The organism is Lachnospira intestinalis, assembly GCF_040095895.1.
GTDB classification, from domain to species: Bacteria; Bacillota; Clostridia; order Lachnospirales; family Lachnospiraceae; genus Lachnospira; species Lachnospira intestinalis.
Genome location: NZ_JBBMFS010000006.1, coordinates 14598 through 38238 on the forward strand (window position 1 = coordinate 14598; position 23641 = coordinate 38238).

Genomic DNA, 23641 nt, shown 5'->3' on the forward strand with positions numbered 1-23641 from the left:
ACGCAAGAGGATTATACCATGTGCTTCTCCTGATATGCAACCGGGAACTGTTGTTTATCGGAAAAAGAGAGGATGAAGACGATATGGCGAAATCAACAAAGACTTATGAAGAAAGAATACGTGCATTAGAGAAAAAGGAACAGGAAAGCATTGAAGCTACAAAAAAGCTCATAGCACAGCGGAAGGAACTGGAAAAGAGAAAGAAAGCGGAAGAAAGTAAAAAACGAACCCACAGGCTCTGTCAGATTGGAGGAGCGGTGGAATCGGTTCTTGGCTGTCCGATTGAGGAGGAAGATTTACCAAAGTTGATAGGATTCTTAAAAAGGCAGGAAACAAACGGGAAGTTTTTCTCAAAAGCGATGCAGAAAGAATTAGTTACAGACATGGAGGAAGTGTAATGGCGGAGGGAGTGGGTTTTCCATTCCCTTCATTGCCTTTGAATGAAGGGCGCACTTATGGACAACCAGAGGTCGTCCTTATAAGTTTGCCACAAGTGGCAACCGGTCTGCGCTTACGCTTGCCGGGCTCGTTCCGTCGGCGGGGCTTTCAGCCAGACCTGCTCATGCCGCAGGTGGCACTCTTGTGCAGAGGGCGTTCCGACAGCTTCACTCCTGCAAAACCAGAAGAAGATGCTGTCGGAAATCAATGCCGGATACGGCAGAAAGGGGGAATCGTATCATGGCGATATTTCACTTTACAGTAAAGATTGTCGGGCGCAGTAAAGGAAAATCTGTCATATCCGCATCGGCATATCTTAATGGAGATGTGATGAAGAATGAGGAAACAGGCAGAACCAGTTACTATACTTCCAAAAAGGAAGTCGTCTACACCAGTCTGATGATGTGCGAAAATGCACCTCCTGAATGGCTGCATGTACCGGAAGAAAATATAAAAAGGTTTCAACAGTCTATCCGTTATAAAAGAGCGGATGATAAAGATGCCGCACTGGAAAAGTTTAAAATCACATTTCAGAAACAGCGTCTATGGAATGAGGTATTGAAGATAGAAAAAAATGCAGATGCACAGCTTGGACGCTCATTTGAATTTTCCCTGCCGAAAGAATGGAGCAGACAGGAACAGATTGATTATACAACCGAATATATTCAAAAGACTTTCGTGGATAAGGGAATGTGTGCCGACTGGAGCATACACGATAAGGGCGATGGAAACCCACATGTGCATTTACTTGTAACCATGCGACCATTCAATCCGGATCATTCATGGGGCAGCAAAGAAGTCAAGGACTGGGATTTTGTCAGAGATACTGACGGAAATATCGTGGTTGATGAATCCCACCCGGACTGGTGGCAGGATAAGAAAAATCCTGACCGGCATGGAATCCGTATTCCGGTACTTGATGAAAACGGAGTACAGAAAGTCGGGGCAAGAAACAGAAAACAATGGAAACGTGTTCTGACCGATGCTACCGGCTGGAGTAATCCAAAGAATTGTGAGTTATGGCGAAGCGAATGGGCTAAGACGTGTAACCGACATTTATCCATAGACAATCATATTGACCACCGCTCTTATGAAAGACAGGGTAAATTAAAAGTTCCTACTATCCATGAGGGTGCAGATGCAAGAAAGATTGAGGAAAAATATCTCACCGGACAGATAAGGAAAGGTTCATGGAAGGTTGAGGAAAACCAGATGATTAAAAAACAAAATGCACTATTGCAAAAGGTAATTGAAACCTTTGGTAAGGTATCCGGTGCATTGTCGATGTGGAGGGAGTGGTTGAATGACATTAGAAGAAAGCAAAGAAGTAATTCCCATGATGGAAGCAATGATTACACAGATAGAGGAACAGCAGAATATCATGGCAGAGATGCTTCAGGAGATACAGGAAAAGGACGAGAAGCTGATGTGTTTTCAGGAGCAGGAAGAACGATTGCAGCAATTAGAGAGCGAATTATCAGAGCTGCTACAAATCTTACCGAATACAGAAGAACTGTTGATGCTTCTGGAAGAAAAGACAGACCAGATACAGAAACTCACAGACGAAAATCAGCAATGGCAGGAATTGGCACAGAAATTAAACAGCGAGAACCGGCTATTGCAGAAACAGAACAGCGAATTGTTGAACTTGAACAGCAATTAGAGAAAGGAAGGTCGATTGATGAACGAATTAAGAAACTCAAAGAGCGACGATCAACTGGAAGAGTTGCTTCTGCTGACAGAGCAGATGCAGGAAGAACTCGACCAGAAAGACAGGACTATCCGGGAACTGAAAATGTAGCTCGACGAATCGCTGACCTTGAACGAGAGGTTAAACAGCGAGAACAGAGCAGGGAACATTCAAGCCTTAAAGAACGACTTGAGGAAAACAAAAGAATTGTTGCAGAGCGAGAAAGAGAAAACGCACGCTGCCGAAATCATGACAGAGGAATGTCAAGATAAGCTAAGGCAGGCAGAACAGGAACGGGACTATGCACTCTCTCATCAAAAAAAAGTAGAGATACCGGTTGAAAAGCCGGTACTCTATCAAAAGTGTGGGAACTGTAACCTGACAGCTTATCTGAAAGCAAAGGAAAAGTATGATACGCAGAGAGAAAAACTGGCAGGCAGATATAAAACAAAAACAGCCATGTATGAAGCATTGATGTTTCTGCTGATATGGTATTCCGTATCAACTACTCTTTTTCAGATGATACGGTCAAAAATATTTATTTCTGATTGCGTGGTATTCTTTGATACAATCGCCACTTTTATACAGACCATTGCAGGGTGGATTATACTGACAGGAAAGAACATGGCACAGATTAGTAATGGAATATCCAATCCTGTCGTTGCCGGAATTGTATATTGGCTGATAAGAATACTGATCTGCGGTGGATGTTTGGTGGGTGCTGGAATACTTGTAGCATTTATAGAGATAAAGATTGCAGAGTTATATAAGAAGTGCTGTTGGGATATGATTACCATAATGGTAATACTTATAAGCATGGCAACAGCTATCTACTTTGGGAAGTGGATAAAGACAACATTGCCAATCAATCTGCTATTTCTCTTATTATTCGTGCAACTGGTATATGTTGGAATCAGGTGGTATGTAAAGGGATGGCGAGAAACAAGGGGATATCATTAAAACAAAAATACCGATATTTTATTGGTACTATATGTCTTTACTTTCGTGCTAATATATATTATCATATTAGCACGAAAGGAGAAAGCATATGACTCAGTTTGAAAAATTAGATTTGTTGTTGCGTGAATGTGGAGGGACAATTCAGACATTTCAAGTTCTAAATAATGGAATTAGTAAGTCTGTGTTTTATGCATATGTGAAGGAACGAGGATTAGAACAAGCTGCTCATGGTGTGTATGTATCGCCGGATACGTGGACAGATGCAATGTACCTTTTGCATTTACGTTGTGGTCAAGCTGTATTTTCTCATGAAACTGCATTGTTTTTTCATGATTTAACGGACAGAGAGCCTTTGAAATACACCATAACAGTAAGAACTGGATATAATCCAAGTCGTTTGCAGGAAGACGGTTTTCAAGTGTACACAGTAAAAAAGGATTTACATGAAATAGGAATCATAGCTATGCAGACATCATTCGGACATTCCGTTCCCGTTTATGACATGGAGAGAACAATTTGTGATCTGCTTCGTAGCAGAAAAAATGTTGAAATGCAGGTCTTTCAAGACGCATTGAAACAATATGCAAAACGTAAGGATAAAAACTTACGGATGCTTATGAAATACGCAGCTATGTTTCATGTTGAAAACATACTTAGACCATATTTGGAGGTGTTACTTTAGATGATAACAACGGCAAGACAATTAAAGGATTTAATTCGTAATATGTCAAAGAAAAAATCCGCAGATGCACAGATTTTGATGCGGAATTATATGATGGAACGTTTTTTAGAACGAATTTCTTTATCAGAGTATAAAAACCAGTTTATATTAAAAGGTGGAATGCTTGTGGCGGCAATGGTTGGTCTGGATGCCAGAGCTACTATGGATCTGGATGCTACCATAAAAGGCACTAATGTTAGTGTGGAGGATGTAGAAATGATTATATCCCAAATTATATCAATTCCACTGGACGATGGTGTTTCATTTCGGGTCAAACGGATATCGGAAATCATGGAAGAAGCAGATTATCCTGGTGTTCGTGTAAGCATGGAAACGAAATTTGATGGTGTAATCACACCATTAAAGATTGATATTTCTACAGGGGATGTAATTACACCAAGAGAAATCAAGTACAAATTTAATCTTATGCTTGAAGACCGCACTATTGAGGTATGGGCATATAATCTGGAAACGGTATTGGCTGAAAAATTGGAAACTGTTGTTAGTCGAAACGTTACAAATACACGAATGAGAGATTTTTATGATATTTATATTTTACAAAAGTTGTATGGAGAACAACTCCAAAAACAAGTTTTATGGACTGCACTTGTGGCTACAGCCAAAAAAAGGGGAACATTAGACCTGATAGAAGCTGAGGATATAAGAGAAATATTTGATGAAATTGAATCAAGTCCGGTTATGGAGACCTTATGGAAAACATATCAAAAAAATTATTCTTATGCTGCTGATATTTCATGGCATGCAATTGTGAAGTCAATCTGTGCATTATATGGAAGTATATTGGAGAATATGTATGACACATGGTCTTTATCGACGTGAGTTGTCAAAACAAACTCATACTTGCCGCCTAATACCGCCCCGGCAAGTTCCATGCCGATTTTGTGCGCTTCTTCCGGTGTGGTTTCTCCCACCGCAAAGGATTGTATCAAGTGCCGCCCTAAATGTGTGCCGCGATCTCCGGCAGCTTCCCGCGTCCATGCAAACTCAATATCGGCGGTTTCCAGCCCGCAGCCGAAAGAGGACGCAAGCAGCTTCCCGTCTGTCTTTTCGGGATTTAAGATATAGTCTATCGCAGCCTTTAAGGTTGATTTAATAGGGTGCGTCTTTGTAACCGCCATATCTCGTCCACCGCCTTTTTAATGTCCTCTATATCCTGCCTGTAAACCGTCCCCGTCGCATTGGCGCGTTTTGCAATTTGGTTGATGTTCCGGCTCACCGCTTGCAGTTCCCGGATATATGCTTTTGTGTCGCTTCGGTCAACGACAAGAATATACCCGTCTATCGCCATTTTACGGAAGTATGCCCCATACTGCTTTATGGGAAGCTGCTTCATCTTCTCGTCGATCAGCCGCTTTTCTTCTTCCGTAACGTAAAACTTCATCTGTATATTTCTCTTTCGGTTTTCCATTTCCGCACCGCCTTTCGGTATAAGGGTTTGGGATTATCCCAACAAGCATTTTCCGCAAACGGGTACTCGTTTGCTGTGCTTGCTATCTACTCCATACCCCCACCGAAAGGCGGTATTTGTTGCGCGTTCCTTTGATTTTGGACGCAAAAAAAGATTGCAGCCGCCATGCGCTGCAATCTCCCGATTTCTCATATTGTGAGGTTAATCCTCTGCTTTTTCGACTTCCGTTATCTCCCTTGCTGTTGCGGTTACAATCCGTATGCCTTTATCGCTCATACCGTCCAGCAGCGCGTCAAGCTGCCGCCGCCCGGTGGATTTCTCCGCATTGCTGTTCGGGAAGAAAAATTGATCTACCGAAATATGATACCGGGTTACAAGGTCATAGAATACCTGTAAACTCGGCTGTTGTCCCTTGTTCTCGATATTCGCAAGGTAGCGCGGGGAAATATATAACTCGTCGCTTACCTTTTTGCGGCTCTCGCCGTATTCATTTCTCGCGGCTTTTATAGCTGCCCCGAAAGCCTTAAAGTCGTACAATGGTACGGGTTTTTTTGCCATTTTCATTCACCCTGTTACATTTTACAGTTCACCTTTCTTTTTGGATATGTCCACACAATTCATATCATTAGGTTAAATACTTCCTGTTGTGTATTGACAGTAGACTGATTTTCTGATAAAATAAAATTCATGTAAAAGGAGGCGGCGTTTATGTTGCATAGCATGCGTATTAGATAAGCATTGAAAAAAAGGATTTTCCCATTTTCAACATGGGCTTTTTTGTCATGCTTATTTTGCGGATGCTATACAAAAAACTAACGACGTATAGATATAGTATAGACATAGTGCAAGCTATGCCTTAGTTTTGTTGTACTGCTCTGTGCATTATAAATGCAGGTCAATGCTCATGTTGAGGATTGACCTGCATTTTTTTGTGTAAAAAGGACGAGTGAAATATAATGCTTAAAAAATATTGGATAAAATGTCCGATTTGTAACGGAAAGACGAGAGTTCAAGTATTTCATAATACTGTATTAAAAGATTTTCCTCTTTTCTGCCCTAAATGCAAATTGACGCATATCATTGATGTAGAAAAATTAGAGATTGTAATCAAAAATACAGAAAAACAAACTTTTATTATTTAGAAGAAAGGATATAAAAATGAAACGTTTACCTAAATATACGCCTGCGGAAGTACGGAATGATCCATACGGATTTACTTACAAAGAAATGTCGGAAGTTATTGGCGAGAATGAAGCAAAAGCCTTATATGAAGAATTATATAAGCAATTACCACGCAAAAAAAATCTATCAATGTTGGTAAAAAATATTTGCAAAAGCAGTGATACTGAAAAGTATGTTTACGAACTGAAAGACAACAAATACATTGAAACGGTTTTTATCAAGCGGCGAGATGGTGGAACTGTTTGCGTGAGCACACAAGTCGGTTGTCCTGTTGGTTGTATTTTTTGTGAGTCCGGGCGAAATGGCTTTGTTCGTAATCTAACATCGTCAGAAATCGTACAACAGATTATATTGTTGCGTCGAAAAGTAAACCGTATCGTTTTTATGGGTATGGGAGAGCCTTTATTCAATTATGACAACTTGATAAAAGCAATCCATATTCTCCGAGATAGATATGGGCTCAACTTTCCAACCGACGGCATTACCATATCAACAGTTGGTCCGGTCGATCAATTAAAAAAATTGCGCGAGGAACATCTTAAAATTCAGTTGACAATATCTTTACACGCAGCAACACAATCTGCAAGAAATCGTATTATTCCTCACATGCGCATATATGCTATTGAAGATGTTGTTAAGCAAGCCTTATCCTATTCTGAAAGGCATAATCGCAAAATTGTCTTTGCGTATTTGCTTTTACCGGGTATAAATGACCGGCCCTCAGATGTAAGACAACTTGCAAAATGGTTTCGGGGCAAAAAAGTTATGATTAACGTGTTACAATACAACCCAACAAGCAATTCAAGAATTAAAGCACCACAGAAACGGGAAATAGTTGCATTCAAACATCAATTAGAGCAAGCAGGACTTGAAGTTACTATGAGAGTTTCTCATGGCAGAGAGATTAACGCGGCTTGTGGACAGTTAGCTAACACATATAATAAATTCAAAAAAAAATGATTAAAAGTGCCAGACGCATAGACGCAGAGCCGATAACGCATTAGGTCAAAAAACCTATGTGTTATCGGCTTTTTTATTTAATATTGCGCAAAAGCCGCTGTTCCCTATTATAGAATGGATTGCGGGTAGTGTATTAAAGTCGCCCTTTTTTAAGGATACGGCGGTATCGGGGAGGTATCGCCGTGTCCATTTTTATTTACTGTAACCCGCCTAATGCTTTGCGGTCAAAAAAAGCTATGCTCCGCAAGCGGGATATTCCGGCTATGAATGTGAACTGTCAATACATTTAGCTACTGCTTACATTTCCTTTGCGCCCGTCCGCGTCTTGCGGACGGGCGCATTTTGCTTTTTTCAACTTTTTTCTGAAAAGCGCACTCAAGAGCCATCTCCCGAACGGGTACGGAGCGAAAGGGGCAGAGAGGACAAGCCCTTAACTCCCGTCCTCTACTCCACGCGGGAAGGAGGTGAACTCTATGGAGCTATCTTCTTCCGACAAGGAAAGAATACAACATCAGTACGACGCATTAGCAAAGAAAACTTTGGTCGGCGAAGCGAAAAGCCACCGCCGCACTCTTGCGAAACGCGCAGCACGCGAAGTTACTTTTTCGGATTTGAGCGAAAGCGAACTCGCGCAGCTTTTCACAACGGACGAATACGAAAGCGATTATTTCCGTTTTCAAGTGTCCGGCTTTGATGTACTCGTCAAAAATGAACTGCTTGCCGAAGCCCTTAACGCTTTGCCCGAAAGGAAACGCGACATTATCCTTTTGTCCTACTTCTTGGATATGAGCGACGCGGAAATTGGCGAACTGCTGAATGTTGTACGCACGACGGTTTTCCGGCACAGGAAATCCGCGCTTGCGAAAATCAAACAGTATTTGGAGGGAAAAGCAGATGATGAATACCGTTAGGAAGTCTGAAAATCTGTTGCCGTTCCCTGTCATTTCCGCAGCGGCAAACGGCGACACAACCGCCATGTGCGCGATCTTGAAGCACTACGAGGGTTACATAGCGAAACTTTGTACCCGCACGCTGAAAGACGACGCGGGCAATACCTATTCCTATGTGGACGAGGAAATGCGTAACAGGCTGCAAGTGCGCCTTATTACCCGCACCCTTGCTTTTCATGTAGGATAATCTTTTAGCCCATGCGGGGAGCGTGTCCCCTTTCCACGCTTCCCGTTATGGGCTATTTGTCGTTCCGCAAAAGCATATCCGCTGTTGATGTGCTTTTGCAGGCCGACAAAGCCTATTGTTCTTTGACAAAGAAAGCGGCCTTTGGTGCGCAGCATAACAGGCAAACGGGTACATTCCGTCTGTACCGAGCCAGTCGGCGGGTACGCCATGACAGCTTTTCCCCATAGGGGAAAAGCCGAGCGAGAACTACCGCGCCGTAAAACAGGTTTAGCAGCTTGTGGGCGACGACATACAAGGCGGCACAATGATACTCCCGCGTTGAACACCCTCAAAGTATTGCGCGGCGCACCCATAAGCATGGGCCGGGGTGAAACTCCCGTGAGGTTGCAGCTAACAACCGCCCGTTTTTGCCTTTTGACGAATATAGTTTATCCATACAGGAAAAGGAGGTTTTTCTAATGGATAAAAAACAGACAATTACAACCGAACGCAAAATAGGGAAAATCACCTATCTTGTTCAAGCGTTGCCGAGTGAAAAGGCAACCGATACAATCCATAAAAAGATTGAGAAACTCATTGTAAAGGATTTGCAGAAAAAGCCCGGAAATCCGGGATTTTTAGCGTCCGAGTAGTGCATTAGGCGGCGGGATATGGTATAATGATAGCAACACATTATACCTGTTTATTCGGCTGTCGGAAAGGAGGACTAATGTTACAGTCGAATAAAATCACCGCCCTTTACTGCCGTTTAAGTCAAGAGGATATGCAAGCCGGAGAAAGCGGAAGCATACAGCACCAAAAAATGATACTTCAACGCTATGCGGACGAACACCATTTTTTGAACACAAAGTTTTTTGTGGACGACGGATTTTCCGGCGTGAGTTTTGAGCGCGAGGGGCTGCAAGCGATGTTGCAGGAAGTGGAAGCCGGACGAGTGGCGACGGTCATTACCAAAGACCTTTCCCGTCTTGGCAGAAACTATCTGAAAACGGGCGAACTCATAGAGATTGTATTTCCCGAAAACGGAGTACGCTATATCGCGATCAACGACGGAGTTGACACAGCGCGGGAGGATAACGAGTTTACCCCCTTGCGGAACTGGTTTAACGAGTTTTACGCCCGCGACACAAGCAAGAAAATCCGCGCAGTTAAACAGGCACAGGCGCAAAAAGGCGAGCGCGTCAACGGGGAATATCCATACGGCTATATCCCAGACCCGAACAACCGCCACCACCTTATACCCGACCCGGAAACCGCGCCGATTGTCAAACAGGTTTTCGCTATGTTTGTTAGCGGCGTGCGTATGTGCGAAATCCAAAAATGGCTTGCGGAAAACAAAGTCTTGACGATTGGAGCGTTGCGCTATCAGCGTACAGGACAGGCGCGGTATCAGCGGGCAATGATCGCCCCCTATACTTGGCCGGACAAAACGCTCTATGACATATTAGCAAGGCAGGAATATTTAGGGCATACCATAACCGCGAAAACTCACAAGGTATCCTACAAGTCGAAAAAGACCCGGAAGAACGAAGAAGAACAACGCTATTTCTTCCCAAACACCCATGAGCCGCTTGTTGACGAGGAAACCTTTGAACTTGCGCAAAAGCGGATTGCTACCCGCCACCGCCCGACAAAAGCAGCGGAGATTGATATTTTTTCCGGCTTGCTGTTTTGCGCTGGTTGCAGACATAAGATGTATTACCAACAGGGCGTAAATATCGAGCCGCGCAAGTTTTCCTATTCTTGCGGCGCATGGCGCAACAGGGCAAGGACAGGCAGCGAGTGTACCTCTTATTATATCCGCAAAAACGTACTTCTTGATTTAGTGCTGGAAGATATGCGGCGGGTTTTGCGGTATGTTAAGGAACACGAACAGGACTTTATCTGTAAAGCTACCGAGTACGGCGACATGGAAGCGAGAAAGGCATTAGCGCAGCAGCAAAAGGAACTTTTCAAAGCACAGGCGCGTATGACCGAACTTGACACGCTTTTCCGCAAGCTGTATGAGGACAACGCATTAGGCAGACTGACAGATGAACGGTTTGTGTTTCTAACTTCCGGCTATGAGGACGAAAAGAAATCCCTTGCCGCAAGGATAGACGAGTTACAACAGCAGATCGCAACCGTTACCGAGCGAAAAAGGGATATATCAAGGTTTATTCAGATTGTCGGGAAATACAGCGACATACAGGAATTGACCTATGAAAACGTCCATGAGTTTATCGACCGTATTTTGATACATGAATTAGACCGGGAAACCAACACCCGGAAAATCGAAATCCATTATAGCTTTGTCGGACAGGTTGATACCGAGCAGGAGCCGACGCAAGTTGTCAACCATGACCGCCGCAACATGGTAGATGTAAAAAGTATCGCTATCTAACCCCAGCAAATATACGTCCAGGGCATTTCATCATAAACTGGAACAAGCTGGAATGACTCAAAGTATGTCACGTGTTGCTCATTGTACAGACAATGGTCCAATGGAAGGGTTCTGGGGAATTTTAAAACGAGAAATGTATTACAAGAAGAAATTTCATAGTAGAGAAGAATTAGTCTCCGCGATTGTTGAATATATAGATTATTACAGAAATGACAGACCTCAACGAGGTCTCGGTATTCTAACGCCAATGGAATACCATGACATGCTTATGGCAGCATAAAAATGCTACCCAGCATGATCTGGGTAGCAAAAAACCTATATTTTTTTAATTGTCTACTTGACGGGGCGCACACCACACATTTTCACGCGCCTATGAAACGGCGGCTTTGATTTTCAGAGCCGCCGTTTCTTTGCATTTGCACAAACCTATGATGAATTTTCCGGAAATATTGTGGTTAATAGCGATTTAAACTGTTGTATTTGTTTAAAAATTAAAAAATATCTAATGAGTCTTCCGCATCTACCCACATCTGCAAATTTCCATCAAGATATAATTTGGCATATTCAAGAGGTTCATCAATGGCGAGTGCGTTTAATGCACAGTCTGATCCTGGTGTGGTTTTTAAGTTCTTTTCAGCTTCCCAACAGTCAATGCGGAGCATATAGCCAACAGAGGTGTAAACATCAATACTGTTGCGCTTGGGATTGTATTCTGCAAATATTGTTCTCATCGTATCAAATCTCCTTATCGTTAAATCAATCATTTGTTGCAAAAATCAGAAGCATTTCAATCAGTTCACAATGTCACTTTTATTTTGTGTTATACTGTTTTATATAATTTTCTTGCCCTTGTTTTTGCCCTTATCAGAGTTCGTAAACACTGGTGGGACGATATAACGCAAGGGAAACAATAAGGGAAAGCTCACCTGCGATAAACTTTGTGTTTTCAAGGGATTGAGAGATATTTGATAATAAAATATAACAGTTATTAAATCCCTTGGAATATATGAAATCTCAATTCTAGTTTATAGATTACATCTTACAGAATATCCGTAAACAACCCACATACAACCATATATAATAACTTTGATACAAAGAAACAGAGCAAGTACTTGAGTAACAAAACTTAAGTGCATGCTCTTATTTTATTTAATAGAAGCGAAACACCCCGCATCCTCCTTCGTATAAAGAAGTAAGAACAAAAATACTTCTTAAGAAATCTAAAGATTTATACTGAATAAATTTTTATATTTGGCTGTTAAGATAAAGCCACCAAAACGGAGGAGGGATGCGTCATGAAAAGGAATATAAAATTAATCGTCAGCTGCATTGCGTTTATTGGATTGGGAATCGGTATCATCGGTGCCGGTGTTAATTATTTTTTTAATCATTCTGTTTTAGGAATGGAACAGGGACTTGCAGGCAGCACTCAGAACAGTAATGAAGCAAATCAAGTCTGCTATATAACACCGGAAAATCCGGATGCTGACATGACCTTAGAAGATACTACAGAAGCGGATTTGCAGGCGGAACAGTACGCACAGCCGGAAACACTGCTGGGACAGCACACAGTTTCACTGGGAACGTGCGTGTTTCAGCAAAAAAAGATTGCGTGCTGGGGCGATTCGATTACATTTGGATATGGATACAGTGATGAAGCACAGCTTACAAATGGCGGACAGATTATGGATATTTCCGGCTGGACTTATCCGGATACATTACAGTATTACACAGGAATGGACGTATACAATCTCGGTGTGTCAGGCGAAACTTCTTATGAAATAGCCACGCGTGAGGGTGGACTTACGATGTTTGTCGCAAAAAATGTTACGGTAAAAGCAGGCAAAAGCGTTGAAATCAGTATTGTAGACGCAGATGGTAACAGTGTTATGCTGGACAATTTTAACGGATATGGTGGAGATAATAATCAGGCAGAAAATCTGGTGTATATTAATGACCAGTTATTCCAGCTGGAAAAAAGAGATGAAAAGCTTTATATTAAAACTTACGGAAACACACAAAAAGGCAGTGTTAAGTTAAAGAAGGGCATGCAGGTGGTTACACAGGCGGCACATGATGTAAATGCCGATATACTGGTGATTCAGATGGGCAGTAACGGCGGCTGGGACAGCTATGATGAATTGATTGCACAGTATCAGGCAATGATTGAAAAGTCCGGTACACAATGTTATATTATTATTGGTGATACAGATAACCCGACAGAGGCATATGATTCCGAACAGTATGAGAGTGATATTGAAGTCGGAACAAAGGATAATGTGTGGGAAACGGCATTGAGGGAAGCATTTGGCGAACACTTTATCAATATGAGAGCCTTTATGATAGAACATGGACTTGAAACGGTCGGATTAGAGCCGACAGAACAGGATTTGGACGACCTGGCAAACGGCAGGGTGCCGGAGCAGTTAAAGGACGATTATACACATTTTAATTCATATGGATATTATGCAATGGGTGCGGCTGTATACCAGAAGGGCGTGGAATTGGGATACTGGTAAAAGGTATCCGATTACTGCCGGATAAGGAGTCAGAGGTGTCATGGGTCATAATCAGACGGGCAGAAAGATAGGAATTTATAAAGAACTGGCAGTTGGCATTTTAGTGTCGGTTGCGATTGCGATAGCGGTGGCAATGGGCGTATTTTATATCTGTAAAAGCAGGGGAATCCTTATTGAAGTGGAGGAAGACTGTTCGCAGTATAAGAAAAAATGCGATTTACAGGTTATGGAACTGGTGCGTGAGTTAGACAGTGCGTTAAATACAGCGATGGAAGAAATTGAAAGCACGGAATCGCAGGAAGAAAATATTACCGATGCGATGCGCTATCTCATGCAGAATGATAAAATGCCGTTTGTATCCGTACAAGACGGCGAAAATATGTTGATTACGATTGCGAGTAAAAAGGGCACGGTGCTGTGGAAGAATAACAGTGATGACGAAACCATGCCGGGAAAGGGCGGACACATTGAGGTTGACGAACTGGTGTCTGATTCGTATGATGAGGAATGTGGCGAATATATTTTCGTGTATACAAAGAGCGTGGAAAAGGTGCTGTACTACATTGTATTCCGGACACCGGCGTATCCCGAATACATTTATCATGATATGCAGTTACGGGCAGCCTGTCTTGCATTGGCGGCGGTGCTGTTTTTGATACTGGTACTGATATTTTCAAAGAGCAGAATCAGTTACATACGGTATTTATCCGGTGTGGTTGACGAAATTTCGAAGGGGAATCTGCATACACAGATTGATAAAAAGGGGTATGACGAGCTGACGACGATTGCGGAAAGCATTGACGATATGCAGCATAACCTTGATAAAATGATGAAAGAAGAAAGGGAGAATGAGCGGAAAAACAGAGAGCTGATTACGAATCTTTCCCATGATATTAAAACACCGATGACCATTATTACAGGGTATCTTGATGTGGTTATCAGCGGAAAATATGAAGATGAATCCGAGCGGGATTTATATATAAAAAAAGCATTTGCGCAGGTAGAGAAAATTAACGGAATGATTCAGAAAATATTTCTGCTGGCAAAAAATGAAATTAAAGTAGAACAGGACAATACGGTGCGATGCAACTTTTCTATGATGGTTAGTCAGGATGTAGCGGAGTTTGAAGGTATTGCACAGAAACAGAATAGAAATTTTGTGACCGATATACCGGAAAAGCCGCTTTATGCCAATATTGTCATTGAAGATATGCGCGAAGTCCTGGATAATATTCTGATGAATGCTATCAAATATTCAAAGCCGGAAACCGATATTCTGGTAAGCATGGAAGAAGAAGAAAGTACGATACACATTATTGTCAGCAATGTGTCAGAAGAAGTAAAAGAAGCAGACTGTACGCGGATTTTTGATAAGTTTTACAGGGCAGACCATGCAAGAGGTTCTGATATTGCCGGCAACGGGCTGGGGCTGTCGATTGTGCGTGAAACGGTGGAACGCAGCAAAGGAAAGGTCTGGGCAGAGTATGCACAGGGGTATTTCAGCCTGCATATCCGTCTGCCGAAAGCGTAAAAGATAAGGCTGTAGAACATAAATTACAGAAAGGAGTAAACATGTCAGTCATATTGGTAGTGGATGATGAGGAAGACATCCGGGAACTGGTTGGAATTTATCTGAAAAATGAAGGCATGCAGGTCTGTAAGGCGGCAAACGGCAAAGAGGCGCTGGAATGTCTGGAGAAAATGGATATTGATCTGGCAATTTTAGATATTATGATGGCAGATATGGACGGCATTACGCTCTGCATGGAAATCCGCAAGAAAAGTAATCTTCCGATTATTATGCTGTCGGCAAAGGATCAGGATATGGACAAGGTGCTGGGACTGACGGCGGGGGCAGACGATTATCTTGCAAAGCCGTTTAATCCCATTGAACTGGTGGCAAGGGTCAAAGCGCAGCTGCGCCGCAGTAAGGAATTTAATCACAGTGTGGCAAAAAATGTTCTGGAATATCTGGATTTATCCATGAATCTGGAAACACACCGTGTCTTTTTAAATGCAAAAGAAGTCTTTTTAACACCGAAAGAATTTGCCATTTTAGAACTGCTGTGGAAGAATAAGGGAAATGTATTTTCCACGGAACATATTTATAATACACTGTGGAGTGAGGAAGAAGCATATGATACGAATAATGTGGTGATGGTGCATATCCGGAATCTGCGCAGCAAAATTGAAAGTGATGTGAAAAATCCCCGGTATATTAAGACAGTATGGGGTGTCGGATACAAATTTTCTTAGGTTGCTTTTCTTGTTCAAAATCGGTATAATATAGCTATTATGCTTATATGAAAAAAGGTTTTCCAAAACAGATGGGAGGATTATGCAGGAGAGAGAAAAATTTCAGTCACGGCTTGGCTTTATACTGGTATCGGCAGGCTGTGCGATTGGATTGGGGAATGTATGGAAGTTTCCGTACATTTGCGGTGAAAATGGCGGGGCAGCATTTATTATGATATATCTGCTCTTTCTGGCAGTTTTAGGCTGGCCGATTCTGATGGCAGAATTTGCCGTGGGACGAGGCAGCAGACGAAGTATTGCGCAGTCATTTTCAATATTAGAATCAGAAAAGAGCAACTGGCATTGCTTTAAATGGTTCGGCATTGCAGGAAATTATCTGCTGATGATGTTTTATACCATGGTAACAGGCTGGATGATGTATTATGCGTGGCTTGCCGTATCAGGGCAGCTTGAGGCAAACAGTAAGGTGCAGAGTACGACAGAACAGTTTGCAGATATGCTGGCCAATCCGGGTACCATGATTTTATGGACAGTGATTGCAATTGCGATTGCGTTTGGCATTTGTGCGTTAGGATTGCAAAACGGTGTGGAAAAGGTGACGAAGGTCATGATGCTGCTGCTCATAACATTGATGATTGTACTGGCAGTCAACTCTGTTATGCGGGATACAACAGGTGAAGGTCTGCGTTTTTATCTGATACCGGATATTGAAAGAGCCGGTCAGAAGGGCTGGGGAAATGTAATTTTTGCGGCGATGACTCATGCATTTTTTACACTGAGTGTCGGCATGGGTTCGATGAGTATTTTCGGCAGTTATCTGGAAAAAGACCACAAGATTACAGGTGAAGCGTTAAATGTCGTGATTTTGGATACTTTGATTGCGATTATTGCGGGCATTATCATTATTCCATCCTGCTTTGCTTACGGAATTCAGCCGGATGCGGGACCGTCACTGTTATTTATCACACTGCCGAATGTATTTCGTCATATGCCGGGCGGCAGGGTATGGGAAACGCTGTTTTTCATATTTATGACATTTGCGGCACTGTCAACAGTTATTGCCGTATTTGAAAATATTATTGCGATTACCATGGAAATCTGGAACATCGAAAGAAAGAAGGCAGTTAAAACCAACATGGTGATGCTGATGCTGCTTTCAATGCCTGCGGTTTTAGGATACAACCTGTTGTCGGGAATCCAGCCGATGGGCGCAGGCACAACGATTATGGATTTGGAAGATTTTTTGGTATCTTACAACATTTTGCCGCTTGGCGGACTGGTCTTTGTCCTGTTTTGTACAAAGAAAAATGGCTGGGGCTTTGAAAATTTCAGAAAAGAAGTCAATACCGGTGTGGGCTTTGCACTGCCGGGCTGGATTCGCGGATATATGAGTTATGTACTGCCGCTGATTATTATTTTAGTTTATCTGAAAGGCTATTATGATATGTTTAGCAGTCGTGAACCTGCGGTATTCTTATTCTGGATGCTGGTGGCAGTTGCATTTTTACTGCTGGTTATCAGCTTCTCGCTAAGAGCCGGAAAGCGTGCGGGACAGAAAAAACAGGCATAAATATATATTGGATATTTGTGTTATAATAAAATGCCGGGGATTAAAGTCTCCGGCTATGATACAGGAGGAATAAGGTAAAATGAGTGAAGCATGTACACATGACTGCGGAAACTGTAGTTCAGACTGTGGAGAACGTACAGCACCGCAGAGTTTAAATAATGCCAATAATAAAGGTGTAAAAAAGGTGATTGCGGTTGTCAGCGGAAAGGGCGGTGTCGGTAAATCGTTAGTGACATCGATGCTGGCAGTCAGCGCGGCAAAGAAGGGCTTAAAGACGGCGATTCTCGATGCGGATATTACAGGTCCGTCTATTCCGAAGTCTTTCGGCGTGCATGAAAAGGCAACCTGCGATGAGGCGGGAACGGTGATGTATCCGCCGGTTACAAAATCCGGCATTAAGCTGATGTCGTTAAATCTTCTGGTTGAAAATGAAACAGACCCGGTTATCTGGAGAGGACCGGTCATTGCAAGTGCCGTTAAGCAGTTCTGGGAAGAAGTTGACTGGGGCGATGTGGACTGTATGTTTGTAGACTGCCCGCCGGGAACAGGTGATGTGCCGCTGACGATTTTCCAGTCCCTGCCGGTGGACGGAATAGTTGTAGTGACATCTCCGCAGGAGCTGGTATCCATGATTGTCGATAAGGCAGTGAAAATGGCACAGATGATGGATATTCCGGTACTGGGCATTGTTGAAAATATGTCTTATTTTAAATGTCCGGACTGCGGCAATGTGCATTACATTTACGGAAAGAGCCATGTGGACGAAAAGGCTGCTGAGCATGGCATTGACACGGTTGCCAAGCTGCCGATGGACCCACAGGTAGCCGCAAAGGTAGATGCAGGCTGTGCAGAGGACTTGGACGTATCCGAGCTGTCAGCCATTGCACAGAAAATTGAAGATATTCAGAAGTAATAAAAATGAAATGTGAAGCGGCGGAAGACTGCAACAGATCGGAATTTGTGGAGAGATTTCCTGAACTTTCCTTATTTTTCAAGGCTTTCAGCCAATTAGATAGTGAAATGATATGTATTTTCCCTTATTTTTGCCCTTGTGAGATAATCGTGAGGGAAATAAGGGAAATTTCTTTTAGTCATTGCCTGCCACCTTGTCGAGAAGCCTTGCTGAATCACGCTTAGCTTTTCTGGTGGAGTGAGCATAGACATTCATAGTGGTACTTACATCTGAGTGTCCCGGTTTTTAGTTCTTCTTCTGCCCACATGTCCAAAAGTTCACCTACGGTAAGGTTATCTGCTTTTGCAACAAATTTATTATCTTCATAATCTTCCAGTGCCTTGCGGAGAAGTTTTTCCGTCTCACTTTTGCTTTCGGTTCCGGCATATTCTTTCTGAACCATTTTGCCGCTTGCGTCCTCTACATAGAAGCGGTAGTACCATTTCTTTCCTTTCTTTCTAACAGATTCTTTTGACAAATGTGTAAAATGGAACGCTACATTGAATGCTGTGCAAAAGTCACCTCGAAAATCGTTCCCCCAGTCTTGCCTGATTTGATACAAATACTGCCATCATGTACTTTAACGATTTCACGGACAAAAGCAAGACCTAGTCCTACGCCACCCAGCTCCCGGCTTCTGGATTTATCCACACGGAAGAATGGCTCGAACACTCTCTCCCTAAGCTCCTTTGGTATTCCGCTTCCCGTATCTTCTACAGACAGATAAACATGCTTGTTTCTCTGATATGCGGTTACTGTAACCTGTCCGAGCGGATGATTATATTTGATGGCATTCTCAACCAGATTGTATACAAGCCTGTAAATAAGGATATCACTGCCTATCATAGTGGCATCCTCACATTTTCCAATCAGCTTTATATTCTTTTCCACGGCAAGAGGCTCAAGGTCTGCCAAAACCTCTTCAACAATAGCATCCAATATAATTTTATCATCCCTTCCCACCGTCTGAAGCTCACTCATGTCAAGAAGAGTCTTTACCATCCTGTTTAATTTATCATTTTGTTCCGTAACCATTTTTATGGTCTGCAAAGTGTCTGCATCATTTCCCGGGTGAGAGGCAGAATTATATAAATCAAGCTGTACCTGCATTAACGCTAATGGAGTACGCAGCTCATGTGCTGCATTTGCAGTAAACTGTCTCTGTATCTCAAATGCTTCCGACAGACGCTCAAGCATCTTATTATAAGAAATACCCAGCTGGTTCAGTTCCTTAACATTGTTTTCCTCTATTCTTGAATCAGACAGATTCTGAGCCTGTACCTCTTCAATTTTATCTGAAAACTCCCTGATTGGTCTGAGTGCATGCCCGCTTATAAAATAAGTGACGACACCTCCCAAAAGCGCCAGCAAAATCGTGATTATCAGACTGTTTCTTTTATAGTCGGCCTTATTATTGTACACCTGAACCGAAAATTCATCCGCAAACTCATCCCACTTATCGTCCGGTATGCTGATATATATTTCATCTGATTTGTTTCCTTTTTCATCCCCCTGTGACTCTACCGCATCCTGCAGAGAATCGATGTAATGCACACCATTTTTATAGACAAATATAGTCAGGCAGCCACATATAATAGCAATACACAATGTAGTAATGCACGTAAGTCTCCACTGTAGCGACATTCTTTTCATCTGTCAGACTCCTCCCGTATTTTATAGCCTTCACCTACCTTGTTCTGAATGGGATCATATCCCAGCTTCGCCTTAAGCTTTTTTCTAAGTGAAGACATATGTACCCTGATTGCTCCGCTAAAGCTGTCTGCCGTGGCATCCCACACATGCTCTATCAGCTCCTCCTGACTCACCGGTCTGCCTATATTGATAAGTAAATATTCCAAAATACCATTCTCTTTTCTTGTCAGTGGAACCGGCTCTTCCTTTGCATATGCCTCGCGTTTAATCGTATCAAACTTTATTTCTCCGCATTTAAGACATATATCATTCTGTACAAATTTCCTTCTTGTCAGGCTTCGGATACGTGCCTCAAGCTCCTGCAGATGGAATGGTTTTTCCATGTAATCATTTGCTCCTGCATCCAGTCCCTCTACCTTATCAGCAATCTGACCTCTTGCAGATAATATCAAAACCTTAGTTTCATCATTGTATTTTCTAAGCTCCTTAAGAAGCTCCATGCCATCCATCCCCGGCAGATTCAAATCCAAAACTATCAGATCATAATTCTCCGACAGTATACATTCAAGAGCCTCTTTCCCATCATAACAGGTATCCACCTCATAACCGGCAGCATACAGACTCTTTGCAACCATATCACATATTTGTTTCTCATCCTCAACAATTAATAATCTCAAAATGTTCTCCTGATTCTTAACAATAATTTTACAACCTATATTGTATAATACCAAAGTCAGCTGGTCAACAATACAACAAAAAGGAGCAACATTATGTTGAAATACCAAAGAACATGTCAAATCATTCTGCTTATCCTTGGTGTATCCATGATAAGCTATGGTGCAGTCAGAGGTGAGGCGGCTACAGTGCTTGGTAAAGCAATAAAACTATGTCTGGAGTGTGTCGGAATTGGATAAGGAGAAGAAATTACTATCAAGAAAACTGGCAAAAATACGTGGCTGGATACAGGCCGCAGCAACGCTGCTGACCAATATTCATATTCCAAATTTATTTAAGGGTAAAATATATCAGGGCAATGCAAAAACAGTATGCGTACCCGGATTAAACTGCTACTCCTGCCCTGCCGCGACAGGAGCCTGTCCAATAGGGGCATTTCAGGCAGTTGTCGGATCATCAAAATTTAAGTTTTCATACTACATAACCGGATTTTTTATTTTACTCGGTGTAACTCTCGGCAGATTTATATGTGGTTTTTTGTGCCCATTTGGATGGTTTCAGGATTTACTTCATAAAATCCCCGGAAAGAAATTATCCACAGCCAAACTAAAGCCTCTTAGGTACCTAAAATATGTCATTCTTATTGTTTTCGTTATACTTCTTCCGATGCTTGTAACGAACTCTATAGGAATGGGAGACCCGTTCTTTTGCAAATATATCTGTCCTCAGGGCGTTTTAGAGGGTGCTATACCGTTATCTATTGGAAATGCTGCTATCCGTTCTGCGCTGGGAAAGCTTTTTTCTTTCAAGTGTATGATTTTAATTGCAGTAATTGTACTAAGTATCTTATTTTACAGGCCCTTCTGTAAATGGATTTGTCCGCTTGGAGCAATCTACTCATTATTTAATAAGGTCAGCCTGCTCAAAATCACCGTTGATAGCAGCAAATGTGTCGGATGCGGTCAATGCTCAAAGGCATGTAAGATGGATGTGGATGTGTGTAAGACACCGGATCACCCCGAGTGCATACGCTGCGGTGCCTGCATAAAGGCCTGTCCGAAGGACGCCATCTGCTACCGGTTTATGGGAAAATCATGTCAAAAAAATGACAACAGATAACTATTAAACATTTTACTATTATTTTAAAGGAGAAATTACTCATGAAAAACAAATTATCATTTATTTCTATTTTTACACTCTGCATAGCATTATCACTTACAGCATGTGGCGTAAAGCAAGCTTCCACAACAGATTCTAAGAACACTCAGACTGAAGCCGGCTCAGAAGCATCCGGCAAATCAGATTCCAGGCTTGATGATTTATATCAGCAGGAAAATCAGCTTTTTGCAGATCACGCTGATGTGTGGAACAAGGCATTTGGCATGATGAACAAAAGTGCCGCCAATCCAAATGGAAATTATGCTGATTATCTTGCCGGTACCGTAGAATCAAACAAGAATTCATTCACAGACGATGAGCTTAAAACACTTAATGAGGATATTGAAACCATACGAAAAATCGAGGAACAGATAGCAGAGCTTGAAAACAAAAATACATCATCAGACGATAACAAGAAGGACAGCTCTAAAGCCTCATCTGTATTCAGTGATTTTTCCGGTGAGGATTTTGATGGCAATAAGGTTGATGACAGCCTGTTTTCCGGTAATGCAGTAACAGTCGTCAATTTCTGGTTTACCGGCTGCAAACCATGTGTCGCTGAATTATCCAAGCTTAACGAATTAAATGATGCTATCAAATCAATGGGCGGAGAAGTTGTTGGCATCAACACTGAGACCTTCGATGGCAATAAAACAGCTATCAAAGAGGCTGCCTCTGTTCTTGAAAGCCAGGGTGTCAAATATCGTAATCTGTCAATTGACTCCTCTAGTGCTGCCGGTAAATATGCCTCAGAAATCATGGCCTTTCCAACAACTATACTTGTTGACAGAAATGGCAATATTGTAGGCAAACCAATGCTCGGCGGAATTGATAACAAGGACAACTATGATGCCCTTATGAAGCAGATTCAGTCTGTAATTGATGCAGACAGCACAAATAAATAGAAGCCTGCATATAAAAAGCTCCTGTGCATTGCACAGAGAGCTTTTTTTGAACATTAATGTTGAAGTAAAAGCTGAGGAAATGGCTAAGAAGTATGATTGTCCCTTTGTGGATAATGAAATGCCTTATGGCAGAGACCCGCAGGGACATCCGGTGATCGTGGATTATTTCTATCATGAGGAAATCCGAGGGTCAGAAAATACAGGAATAAGAAATTGTTAAATAAAGCCTTAAATAGAACTAAAAACAGTAGGTGTCTTTTCAAATTACAATGGAGGGGAGATATATTTTGGCATTGACGAATTATGTTAAAAATGTTATTTAGTGTTGCATTTCCACATAGACTATGATATAGTGAACATATGAACAGATATTCATATGTTCATAAGATAATAACAGGAGGCGTTCAGACGTGAATACCGAGGGAAATAAGGCTCTGGAAGCAGAGGCAGAATGTTGTGAAAGTTTTCAAGTGCATAGTGATATGGTAGAGGCCGTGCGGTGTCATATGCCGGAAGATGAGCTGCTGGACAGTATTTCAGATACCTTTAAGGTATTTGGCGATAAGACGAGAATTAAAATACTGTATGTATTGCATACATGTGAGCTCTGTGTATGTGATATTGCACAGCTTCTGGATATGAACCAGTCGGCGATTTCCCACCAGCTGCGTGTGTTAAAGCAGGCAAAGCTGATTAAAAGCAGACGGGAAGGCAAATCTGTATTTTACTCGCTTGATGACTCTCATGTGCGAATGATTTTAAGCATGGGTATGGAACATGCAAAAGAACAAATATTATAATAAAAAGTAGAAAGGTGGAAAAAGTTATGAAAAAGAAATTTAAGTTACAGGATTTAGATTGTGCAAACTGCGCAGCAAAAATGGAGGATGCAATTAAGAAGATTGACGGTGTACAGGATGCAACTGTAAGCTTTATGACTCAGAAGATGACAATAGAAGCAGATGATGCACGCTTTGATGACATCATGAAGGAAGTTGTATCTGTATGTAAGAAAGTAGAACCGGATTGCGTTATTTTAATGTAGGAGTTGCG

Annotated in this window: 28 protein-coding genes and 3 pseudogenes; 24 read left to right on the plus strand and 7 right to left on the minus strand. The window is 42.1% G+C overall.

What is annotated here, in order from left to right; translation table 11 throughout:
• The first annotated feature begins 83 nt into the window (after positions 1–83).
• From WMO37_RS08155 to WMO37_RS08180, 6 genes are all read left to right on the plus strand, one after another.
• Positions 84–398, plus strand: coding sequence for a hypothetical protein (locus WMO37_RS08155; RefSeq protein WP_041254741.1), 315 nt, complete (start codon positions 84–86; stop codon positions 396–398).
• On the plus strand, positions 398–703 hold the full coding sequence (locus tag WMO37_RS08160; protein ID WP_215691972.1) for a hypothetical protein: 306 nt from the start codon (positions 398–400) through the stop codon (positions 701–703). Before WMO37_RS08155 ends, WMO37_RS08160 begins: the two co-directional genes overlap by 1 nt.
• The gene (locus WMO37_RS08165) at positions 679–2400 is read left to right on the plus strand and encodes a MobA/MobL family protein (protein WP_349154764.1); all 1722 of its coding nucleotides are present in this window, start codon (positions 679–681) and stop codon (positions 2398–2400) included. The genes WMO37_RS08160 and WMO37_RS08165 overlap by 25 nt, the downstream gene beginning before the upstream one ends.
• The gene (locus tag WMO37_RS08170) at positions 2378–3088 is read left to right on the plus strand and encodes a DUF6040 family protein (RefSeq protein WP_003505369.1); all 711 of its coding nucleotides are present in this window, start codon (positions 2378–2380) and stop codon (positions 3086–3088) included. The genes WMO37_RS08165 and WMO37_RS08170 overlap by 23 nt, the downstream gene beginning before the upstream one ends.
• Before the next feature lie 88 nt (positions 3089–3176).
• Entirely contained in the window at positions 3177–3770 is a 594-nt protein-coding gene (locus WMO37_RS08175; protein ID WP_003505367.1) for a type IV toxin-antitoxin system AbiEi family antitoxin domain-containing protein, read from the plus strand.
• The gene (locus tag WMO37_RS08180) at positions 3771–4649 is read left to right on the plus strand and encodes a nucleotidyl transferase AbiEii/AbiGii toxin family protein (RefSeq protein ID WP_055167140.1); all 879 of its coding nucleotides are present in this window, start codon (positions 3771–3773) and stop codon (positions 4647–4649) included.
• Here WMO37_RS08180 and WMO37_RS08185 read toward each other — a convergent pair.
• The 3 genes and pseudogenes from WMO37_RS08185 to WMO37_RS08195 all read right to left on the minus strand — a co-directional run.
• Positions 4592–4948, minus strand: a pseudogene (locus tag WMO37_RS08185) (relaxase/mobilization nuclease domain-containing protein); the annotation flags it as partial. The gene WMO37_RS08180 and the pseudogene WMO37_RS08185 sit on opposite strands and share 58 nt — an antisense overlap.
• Positions 4909–5238, minus strand: a complete 330-nt coding sequence (locus tag WMO37_RS08190) for a plasmid mobilization protein (protein ID WP_002584958.1) — start codon at positions 5236–5238, stop codon at positions 4909–4911. The gene WMO37_RS08190 and the pseudogene WMO37_RS08185, both read right to left, overlap by 40 nt.
• 201 nt (positions 5239–5439) lie before the next feature.
• On the minus strand, positions 5440–5796 hold the full coding sequence (locus tag WMO37_RS08195) for a helix-turn-helix domain-containing protein (protein WP_349154765.1): 357 nt from the start codon (positions 5794–5796) through the stop codon (positions 5440–5442).
• 398 nt (positions 5797–6194) lie between these two features.
• Between WMO37_RS08195 and WMO37_RS08200 the strand changes: the two genes are divergently transcribed.
• The 7 genes from WMO37_RS08200 to WMO37_RS08230 all read left to right on the plus strand — a co-directional run bounded on the left by WMO37_RS08200 (position 6195) and on the right by WMO37_RS08230 (position 11180).
• Positions 6195–6380: a cysteine-rich KTR domain-containing protein gene (locus WMO37_RS08200; RefSeq protein WP_003431289.1), complete on the plus strand. Its 186-nt coding sequence runs from the start codon at positions 6195–6197 to the stop codon at positions 6378–6380.
• 16 nt (positions 6381–6396) lie between these two features.
• Positions 6397–7380: a 23S rRNA (adenine(2503)-C(2))-methyltransferase RlmN gene (gene rlmN, locus WMO37_RS08205; protein WP_002584956.1), complete on the plus strand. Its 984-nt coding sequence runs from the start codon at positions 6397–6399 to the stop codon at positions 7378–7380.
• Between the two features lie 473 nt (positions 7381–7853).
• Positions 7854–8291, plus strand: a complete 438-nt coding sequence (locus tag WMO37_RS08210) for a sigma-70 family RNA polymerase sigma factor (protein WP_002604474.1) — start codon at positions 7854–7856, stop codon at positions 8289–8291.
• Positions 8275–8517, plus strand: a complete 243-nt coding sequence (locus WMO37_RS08215; RefSeq protein WP_002604473.1) for a helix-turn-helix domain-containing protein — start codon at positions 8275–8277, stop codon at positions 8515–8517. Before WMO37_RS08210 ends, WMO37_RS08215 begins: the two co-directional genes overlap by 17 nt.
• Positions 8518–8975: 458 nt before the next feature.
• Positions 8976–9149 carry a transposon-encoded TnpW family protein gene (locus tag WMO37_RS08220; RefSeq protein ID WP_002604472.1) on the plus strand — a complete coding sequence of 58 codons (174 nt, stop codon included), beginning with the start codon at positions 8976–8978 and terminating at the stop codon, positions 9147–9149.
• A gap of 77 nt (positions 9150–9226) precedes the next feature.
• Positions 9227–10900 (plus strand): DUF4368 domain-containing protein, encoded by a 1674-nt coding sequence (locus WMO37_RS08225; protein ID WP_349154766.1) that lies wholly within the window; start codon positions 9227–9229, stop codon positions 10898–10900.
• A gap of 52 nt (positions 10901–10952) precedes the next feature.
• Positions 10953–11180 (plus strand): IS3 family transposase, encoded by a 228-nt coding sequence (locus WMO37_RS08230; RefSeq protein WP_055167138.1) that lies wholly within the window; start codon positions 10953–10955, stop codon positions 11178–11180.
• Between the two features lie 211 nt (positions 11181–11391).
• Here the strand turns inward: WMO37_RS08230 and WMO37_RS08235 are convergent, their stop codons facing one another.
• Complete coding sequence (locus tag WMO37_RS08235; protein WP_003505342.1) at positions 11392–11631, minus strand: DUF6061 family protein; 240 nt, start codon at positions 11629–11631, stop codon at positions 11392–11394.
• Between the two features lie 564 nt (positions 11632–12195).
• Here WMO37_RS08235 and WMO37_RS08240 point away from each other — a divergent pair.
• The 5 genes from WMO37_RS08240 to WMO37_RS08260 all read left to right on the plus strand — a co-directional run bounded on the left by WMO37_RS08240 (position 12196) and on the right by WMO37_RS08260 (position 18158).
• Positions 12196–13419 carry an SGNH/GDSL hydrolase family protein gene (locus WMO37_RS08240; RefSeq protein WP_349154767.1) on the plus strand — a complete coding sequence of 408 codons (1224 nt, stop codon included), beginning with the start codon at positions 12196–12198 and terminating at the stop codon, positions 13417–13419.
• Between the two features lie 40 nt (positions 13420–13459).
• Positions 13460–14950, plus strand: coding sequence for a sensor histidine kinase (locus WMO37_RS08245; RefSeq protein ID WP_227089049.1), 1491 nt, complete (start codon positions 13460–13462; stop codon positions 14948–14950).
• A gap of 41 nt (positions 14951–14991) precedes the next feature.
• On the plus strand, positions 14992–15675 hold the full coding sequence (locus WMO37_RS08250; protein WP_349154768.1) for a response regulator transcription factor: 684 nt from the start codon (positions 14992–14994) through the stop codon (positions 15673–15675).
• A gap of 82 nt (positions 15676–15757) precedes the next feature.
• Positions 15758–17245, plus strand: a complete 1488-nt coding sequence (locus WMO37_RS08255) for a sodium-dependent transporter (RefSeq protein WP_349154769.1) — start codon at positions 15758–15760, stop codon at positions 17243–17245.
• A 79-nt stretch (positions 17246–17324) separates the two neighbouring features.
• Positions 17325–18158 carry an Mrp/NBP35 family ATP-binding protein gene (locus tag WMO37_RS08260; protein WP_022431943.1) on the plus strand — a complete coding sequence of 278 codons (834 nt, stop codon included), beginning with the start codon at positions 17325–17327 and terminating at the stop codon, positions 18156–18158.
• A gap of 271 nt (positions 18159–18429) precedes the next feature.
• On the opposite strand, the pseudogene WMO37_RS08265 reads toward WMO37_RS08260, so the two are convergent.
• The 3 genes and pseudogenes from WMO37_RS08265 to WMO37_RS08275 form a co-directional block, all read right to left on the minus strand.
• Positions 18430–18675: pseudogene (locus WMO37_RS08265) on the minus strand (site-specific integrase); the annotation flags it as partial.
• A 17-nt stretch (positions 18676–18692) separates the two neighbouring features.
• A complete protein-coding gene (locus WMO37_RS08270; RefSeq protein ID WP_349154770.1) occupies positions 18693–19850 on the minus strand; it encodes a HAMP domain-containing sensor histidine kinase in 1158 nt (385 codons plus the stop codon).
• Positions 19847–20527: a response regulator transcription factor gene (locus WMO37_RS08275; protein ID WP_022024520.1), complete on the minus strand. Its 681-nt coding sequence runs from the start codon at positions 20525–20527 to the stop codon at positions 19847–19849. Before WMO37_RS08275 ends, WMO37_RS08270 begins: the two co-directional genes overlap by 4 nt.
• A gap of 93 nt (positions 20528–20620) precedes the next feature.
• On the opposite strand from WMO37_RS08275, the gene WMO37_RS08280 reads away from it, so the two are divergent.
• The 6 genes and pseudogenes from WMO37_RS08280 to WMO37_RS08305 all read left to right on the plus strand — a co-directional run bounded on the left by WMO37_RS08280 (position 20621) and on the right by WMO37_RS08305 (position 23633).
• Positions 20621–20764 carry a CD1871A family CXXC motif-containing protein gene (locus WMO37_RS08280; protein ID WP_349154771.1) on the plus strand — a complete coding sequence of 48 codons (144 nt, stop codon included), beginning with the start codon at positions 20621–20623 and terminating at the stop codon, positions 20762–20764.
• Positions 20757–21644: a 4Fe-4S binding protein gene (locus WMO37_RS08285; protein WP_009263529.1), complete on the plus strand. Its 888-nt coding sequence runs from the start codon at positions 20757–20759 to the stop codon at positions 21642–21644. Before WMO37_RS08280 ends, WMO37_RS08285 begins: the two co-directional genes overlap by 8 nt.
• Positions 21645–21685: 41 nt before the next feature.
• Complete coding sequence (locus tag WMO37_RS08290) at positions 21686–22588, plus strand: TlpA family protein disulfide reductase (protein WP_349154772.1); 903 nt, start codon at positions 21686–21688, stop codon at positions 22586–22588.
• 58 nt (positions 22589–22646) lie between these two features.
• Positions 22647–22808 (plus strand): annotated as a pseudogene (locus WMO37_RS08295) (radical SAM mobile pair protein B); the annotation flags it as partial.
• 262 nt (positions 22809–23070) lie between these two features.
• Positions 23071–23388, plus strand: a complete 318-nt coding sequence (locus tag WMO37_RS08300; protein ID WP_227089427.1) for an ArsR/SmtB family transcription factor — start codon at positions 23071–23073, stop codon at positions 23386–23388.
• A gap of 26 nt (positions 23389–23414) precedes the next feature.
• Entirely contained in the window at positions 23415–23633 is a 219-nt protein-coding gene (locus tag WMO37_RS08305) for a cation transporter (RefSeq protein WP_022431448.1), read from the plus strand.
• Positions 23634–23641: the final 8 nt, after the last annotated feature.

What these genes read in the sequence shown, in the direction of transcription:
- WMO37_RS08155 (WP_041254741.1), top strand. Translation starts at nt 84, where the DNA reads ATGGCGAAATCAACAAAGACTTATGAAGAAAGAATACGTGCATTAGAG.
- WMO37_RS08170 (WP_003505369.1), top strand. Translation starts at nt 2,378, where the DNA reads ATGACAGAGGAATGTCAAGATAAGCTAAGGCAGGCAGAACAGGAACGG.
- WMO37_RS08220 (WP_002604472.1), top strand. Translation starts at nt 8,976, where the DNA reads ATGGATAAAAAACAGACAATTACAACCGAACGCAAAATAGGGAAAATC.
- WMO37_RS08235 (WP_003505342.1), bottom strand. Translation starts at nt 11,631, where the DNA reads ATGAGAACAATATTTGCAGAATACAATCCCAAGCGCAACAGTATTGAT.
- WMO37_RS08195 (WP_349154765.1), bottom strand. Translation starts at nt 5,796, where the DNA reads ATGGCAAAAAAACCCGTACCATTGTACGACTTTAAGGCTTTCGGGGCA.
- WMO37_RS08305 (WP_022431448.1), top strand. Translation starts at nt 23,415, where the DNA reads ATGAAAAAGAAATTTAAGTTACAGGATTTAGATTGTGCAAACTGCGCA.
- rlmN (WP_002584956.1), top strand. Translation starts at nt 6,397, where the DNA reads ATGAAACGTTTACCTAAATATACGCCTGCGGAAGTACGGAATGATCCA.
- WMO37_RS08260 (WP_022431943.1), top strand. Translation starts at nt 17,325, where the DNA reads ATGAGTGAAGCATGTACACATGACTGCGGAAACTGTAGTTCAGACTGT.
- WMO37_RS08280 (WP_349154771.1), top strand. Translation starts at nt 20,621, where the DNA reads ATGTTGAAATACCAAAGAACATGTCAAATCATTCTGCTTATCCTTGGT.
- WMO37_RS08225 (WP_349154766.1), top strand. Translation starts at nt 9,227, where the DNA reads ATGTTACAGTCGAATAAAATCACCGCCCTTTACTGCCGTTTAAGTCAA.
- WMO37_RS08245 (WP_227089049.1), top strand. Translation starts at nt 13,460, where the DNA reads ATGGGTCATAATCAGACGGGCAGAAAGATAGGAATTTATAAAGAACTG.
- WMO37_RS08165 (WP_349154764.1), top strand. Translation starts at nt 679, where the DNA reads ATGGCGATATTTCACTTTACAGTAAAGATTGTCGGGCGCAGTAAAGGA.
- WMO37_RS08200 (WP_003431289.1), top strand. Translation starts at nt 6,195, where the DNA reads ATGCTTAAAAAATATTGGATAAAATGTCCGATTTGTAACGGAAAGACG.
- WMO37_RS08210 (WP_002604474.1), top strand. Translation starts at nt 7,854, where the DNA reads ATGGAGCTATCTTCTTCCGACAAGGAAAGAATACAACATCAGTACGAC.
- WMO37_RS08215 (WP_002604473.1), top strand. Translation starts at nt 8,275, where the DNA reads ATGATGAATACCGTTAGGAAGTCTGAAAATCTGTTGCCGTTCCCTGTC.
- WMO37_RS08290 (WP_349154772.1), top strand. Translation starts at nt 21,686, where the DNA reads ATGAAAAACAAATTATCATTTATTTCTATTTTTACACTCTGCATAGCA.
- WMO37_RS08160 (WP_215691972.1), top strand. Translation starts at nt 398, where the DNA reads ATGGCGGAGGGAGTGGGTTTTCCATTCCCTTCATTGCCTTTGAATGAA.
- WMO37_RS08180 (WP_055167140.1), top strand. Translation starts at nt 3,771, where the DNA reads ATGATAACAACGGCAAGACAATTAAAGGATTTAATTCGTAATATGTCA.
- WMO37_RS08240 (WP_349154767.1), top strand. Translation starts at nt 12,196, where the DNA reads ATGAAAAGGAATATAAAATTAATCGTCAGCTGCATTGCGTTTATTGGA.
- WMO37_RS08175 (WP_003505367.1), top strand. Translation starts at nt 3,177, where the DNA reads ATGACTCAGTTTGAAAAATTAGATTTGTTGTTGCGTGAATGTGGAGGG.
- WMO37_RS08300 (WP_227089427.1), top strand. Translation starts at nt 23,071, where the DNA reads ATGGTAGAGGCCGTGCGGTGTCATATGCCGGAAGATGAGCTGCTGGAC.
- WMO37_RS08255 (WP_349154769.1), top strand. Translation starts at nt 15,758, where the DNA reads ATGCAGGAGAGAGAAAAATTTCAGTCACGGCTTGGCTTTATACTGGTA.
- WMO37_RS08230 (WP_055167138.1), top strand. Translation starts at nt 10,953, where the DNA reads ATGACTCAAAGTATGTCACGTGTTGCTCATTGTACAGACAATGGTCCA.
- WMO37_RS08250 (WP_349154768.1), top strand. Translation starts at nt 14,992, where the DNA reads ATGTCAGTCATATTGGTAGTGGATGATGAGGAAGACATCCGGGAACTG.
- WMO37_RS08190 (WP_002584958.1), bottom strand. Translation starts at nt 5,238, where the DNA reads ATGGAAAACCGAAAGAGAAATATACAGATGAAGTTTTACGTTACGGAA.
- WMO37_RS08270 (WP_349154770.1), bottom strand. Translation starts at nt 19,850, where the DNA reads ATGAAAAGAATGTCGCTACAGTGGAGACTTACGTGCATTACTACATTG.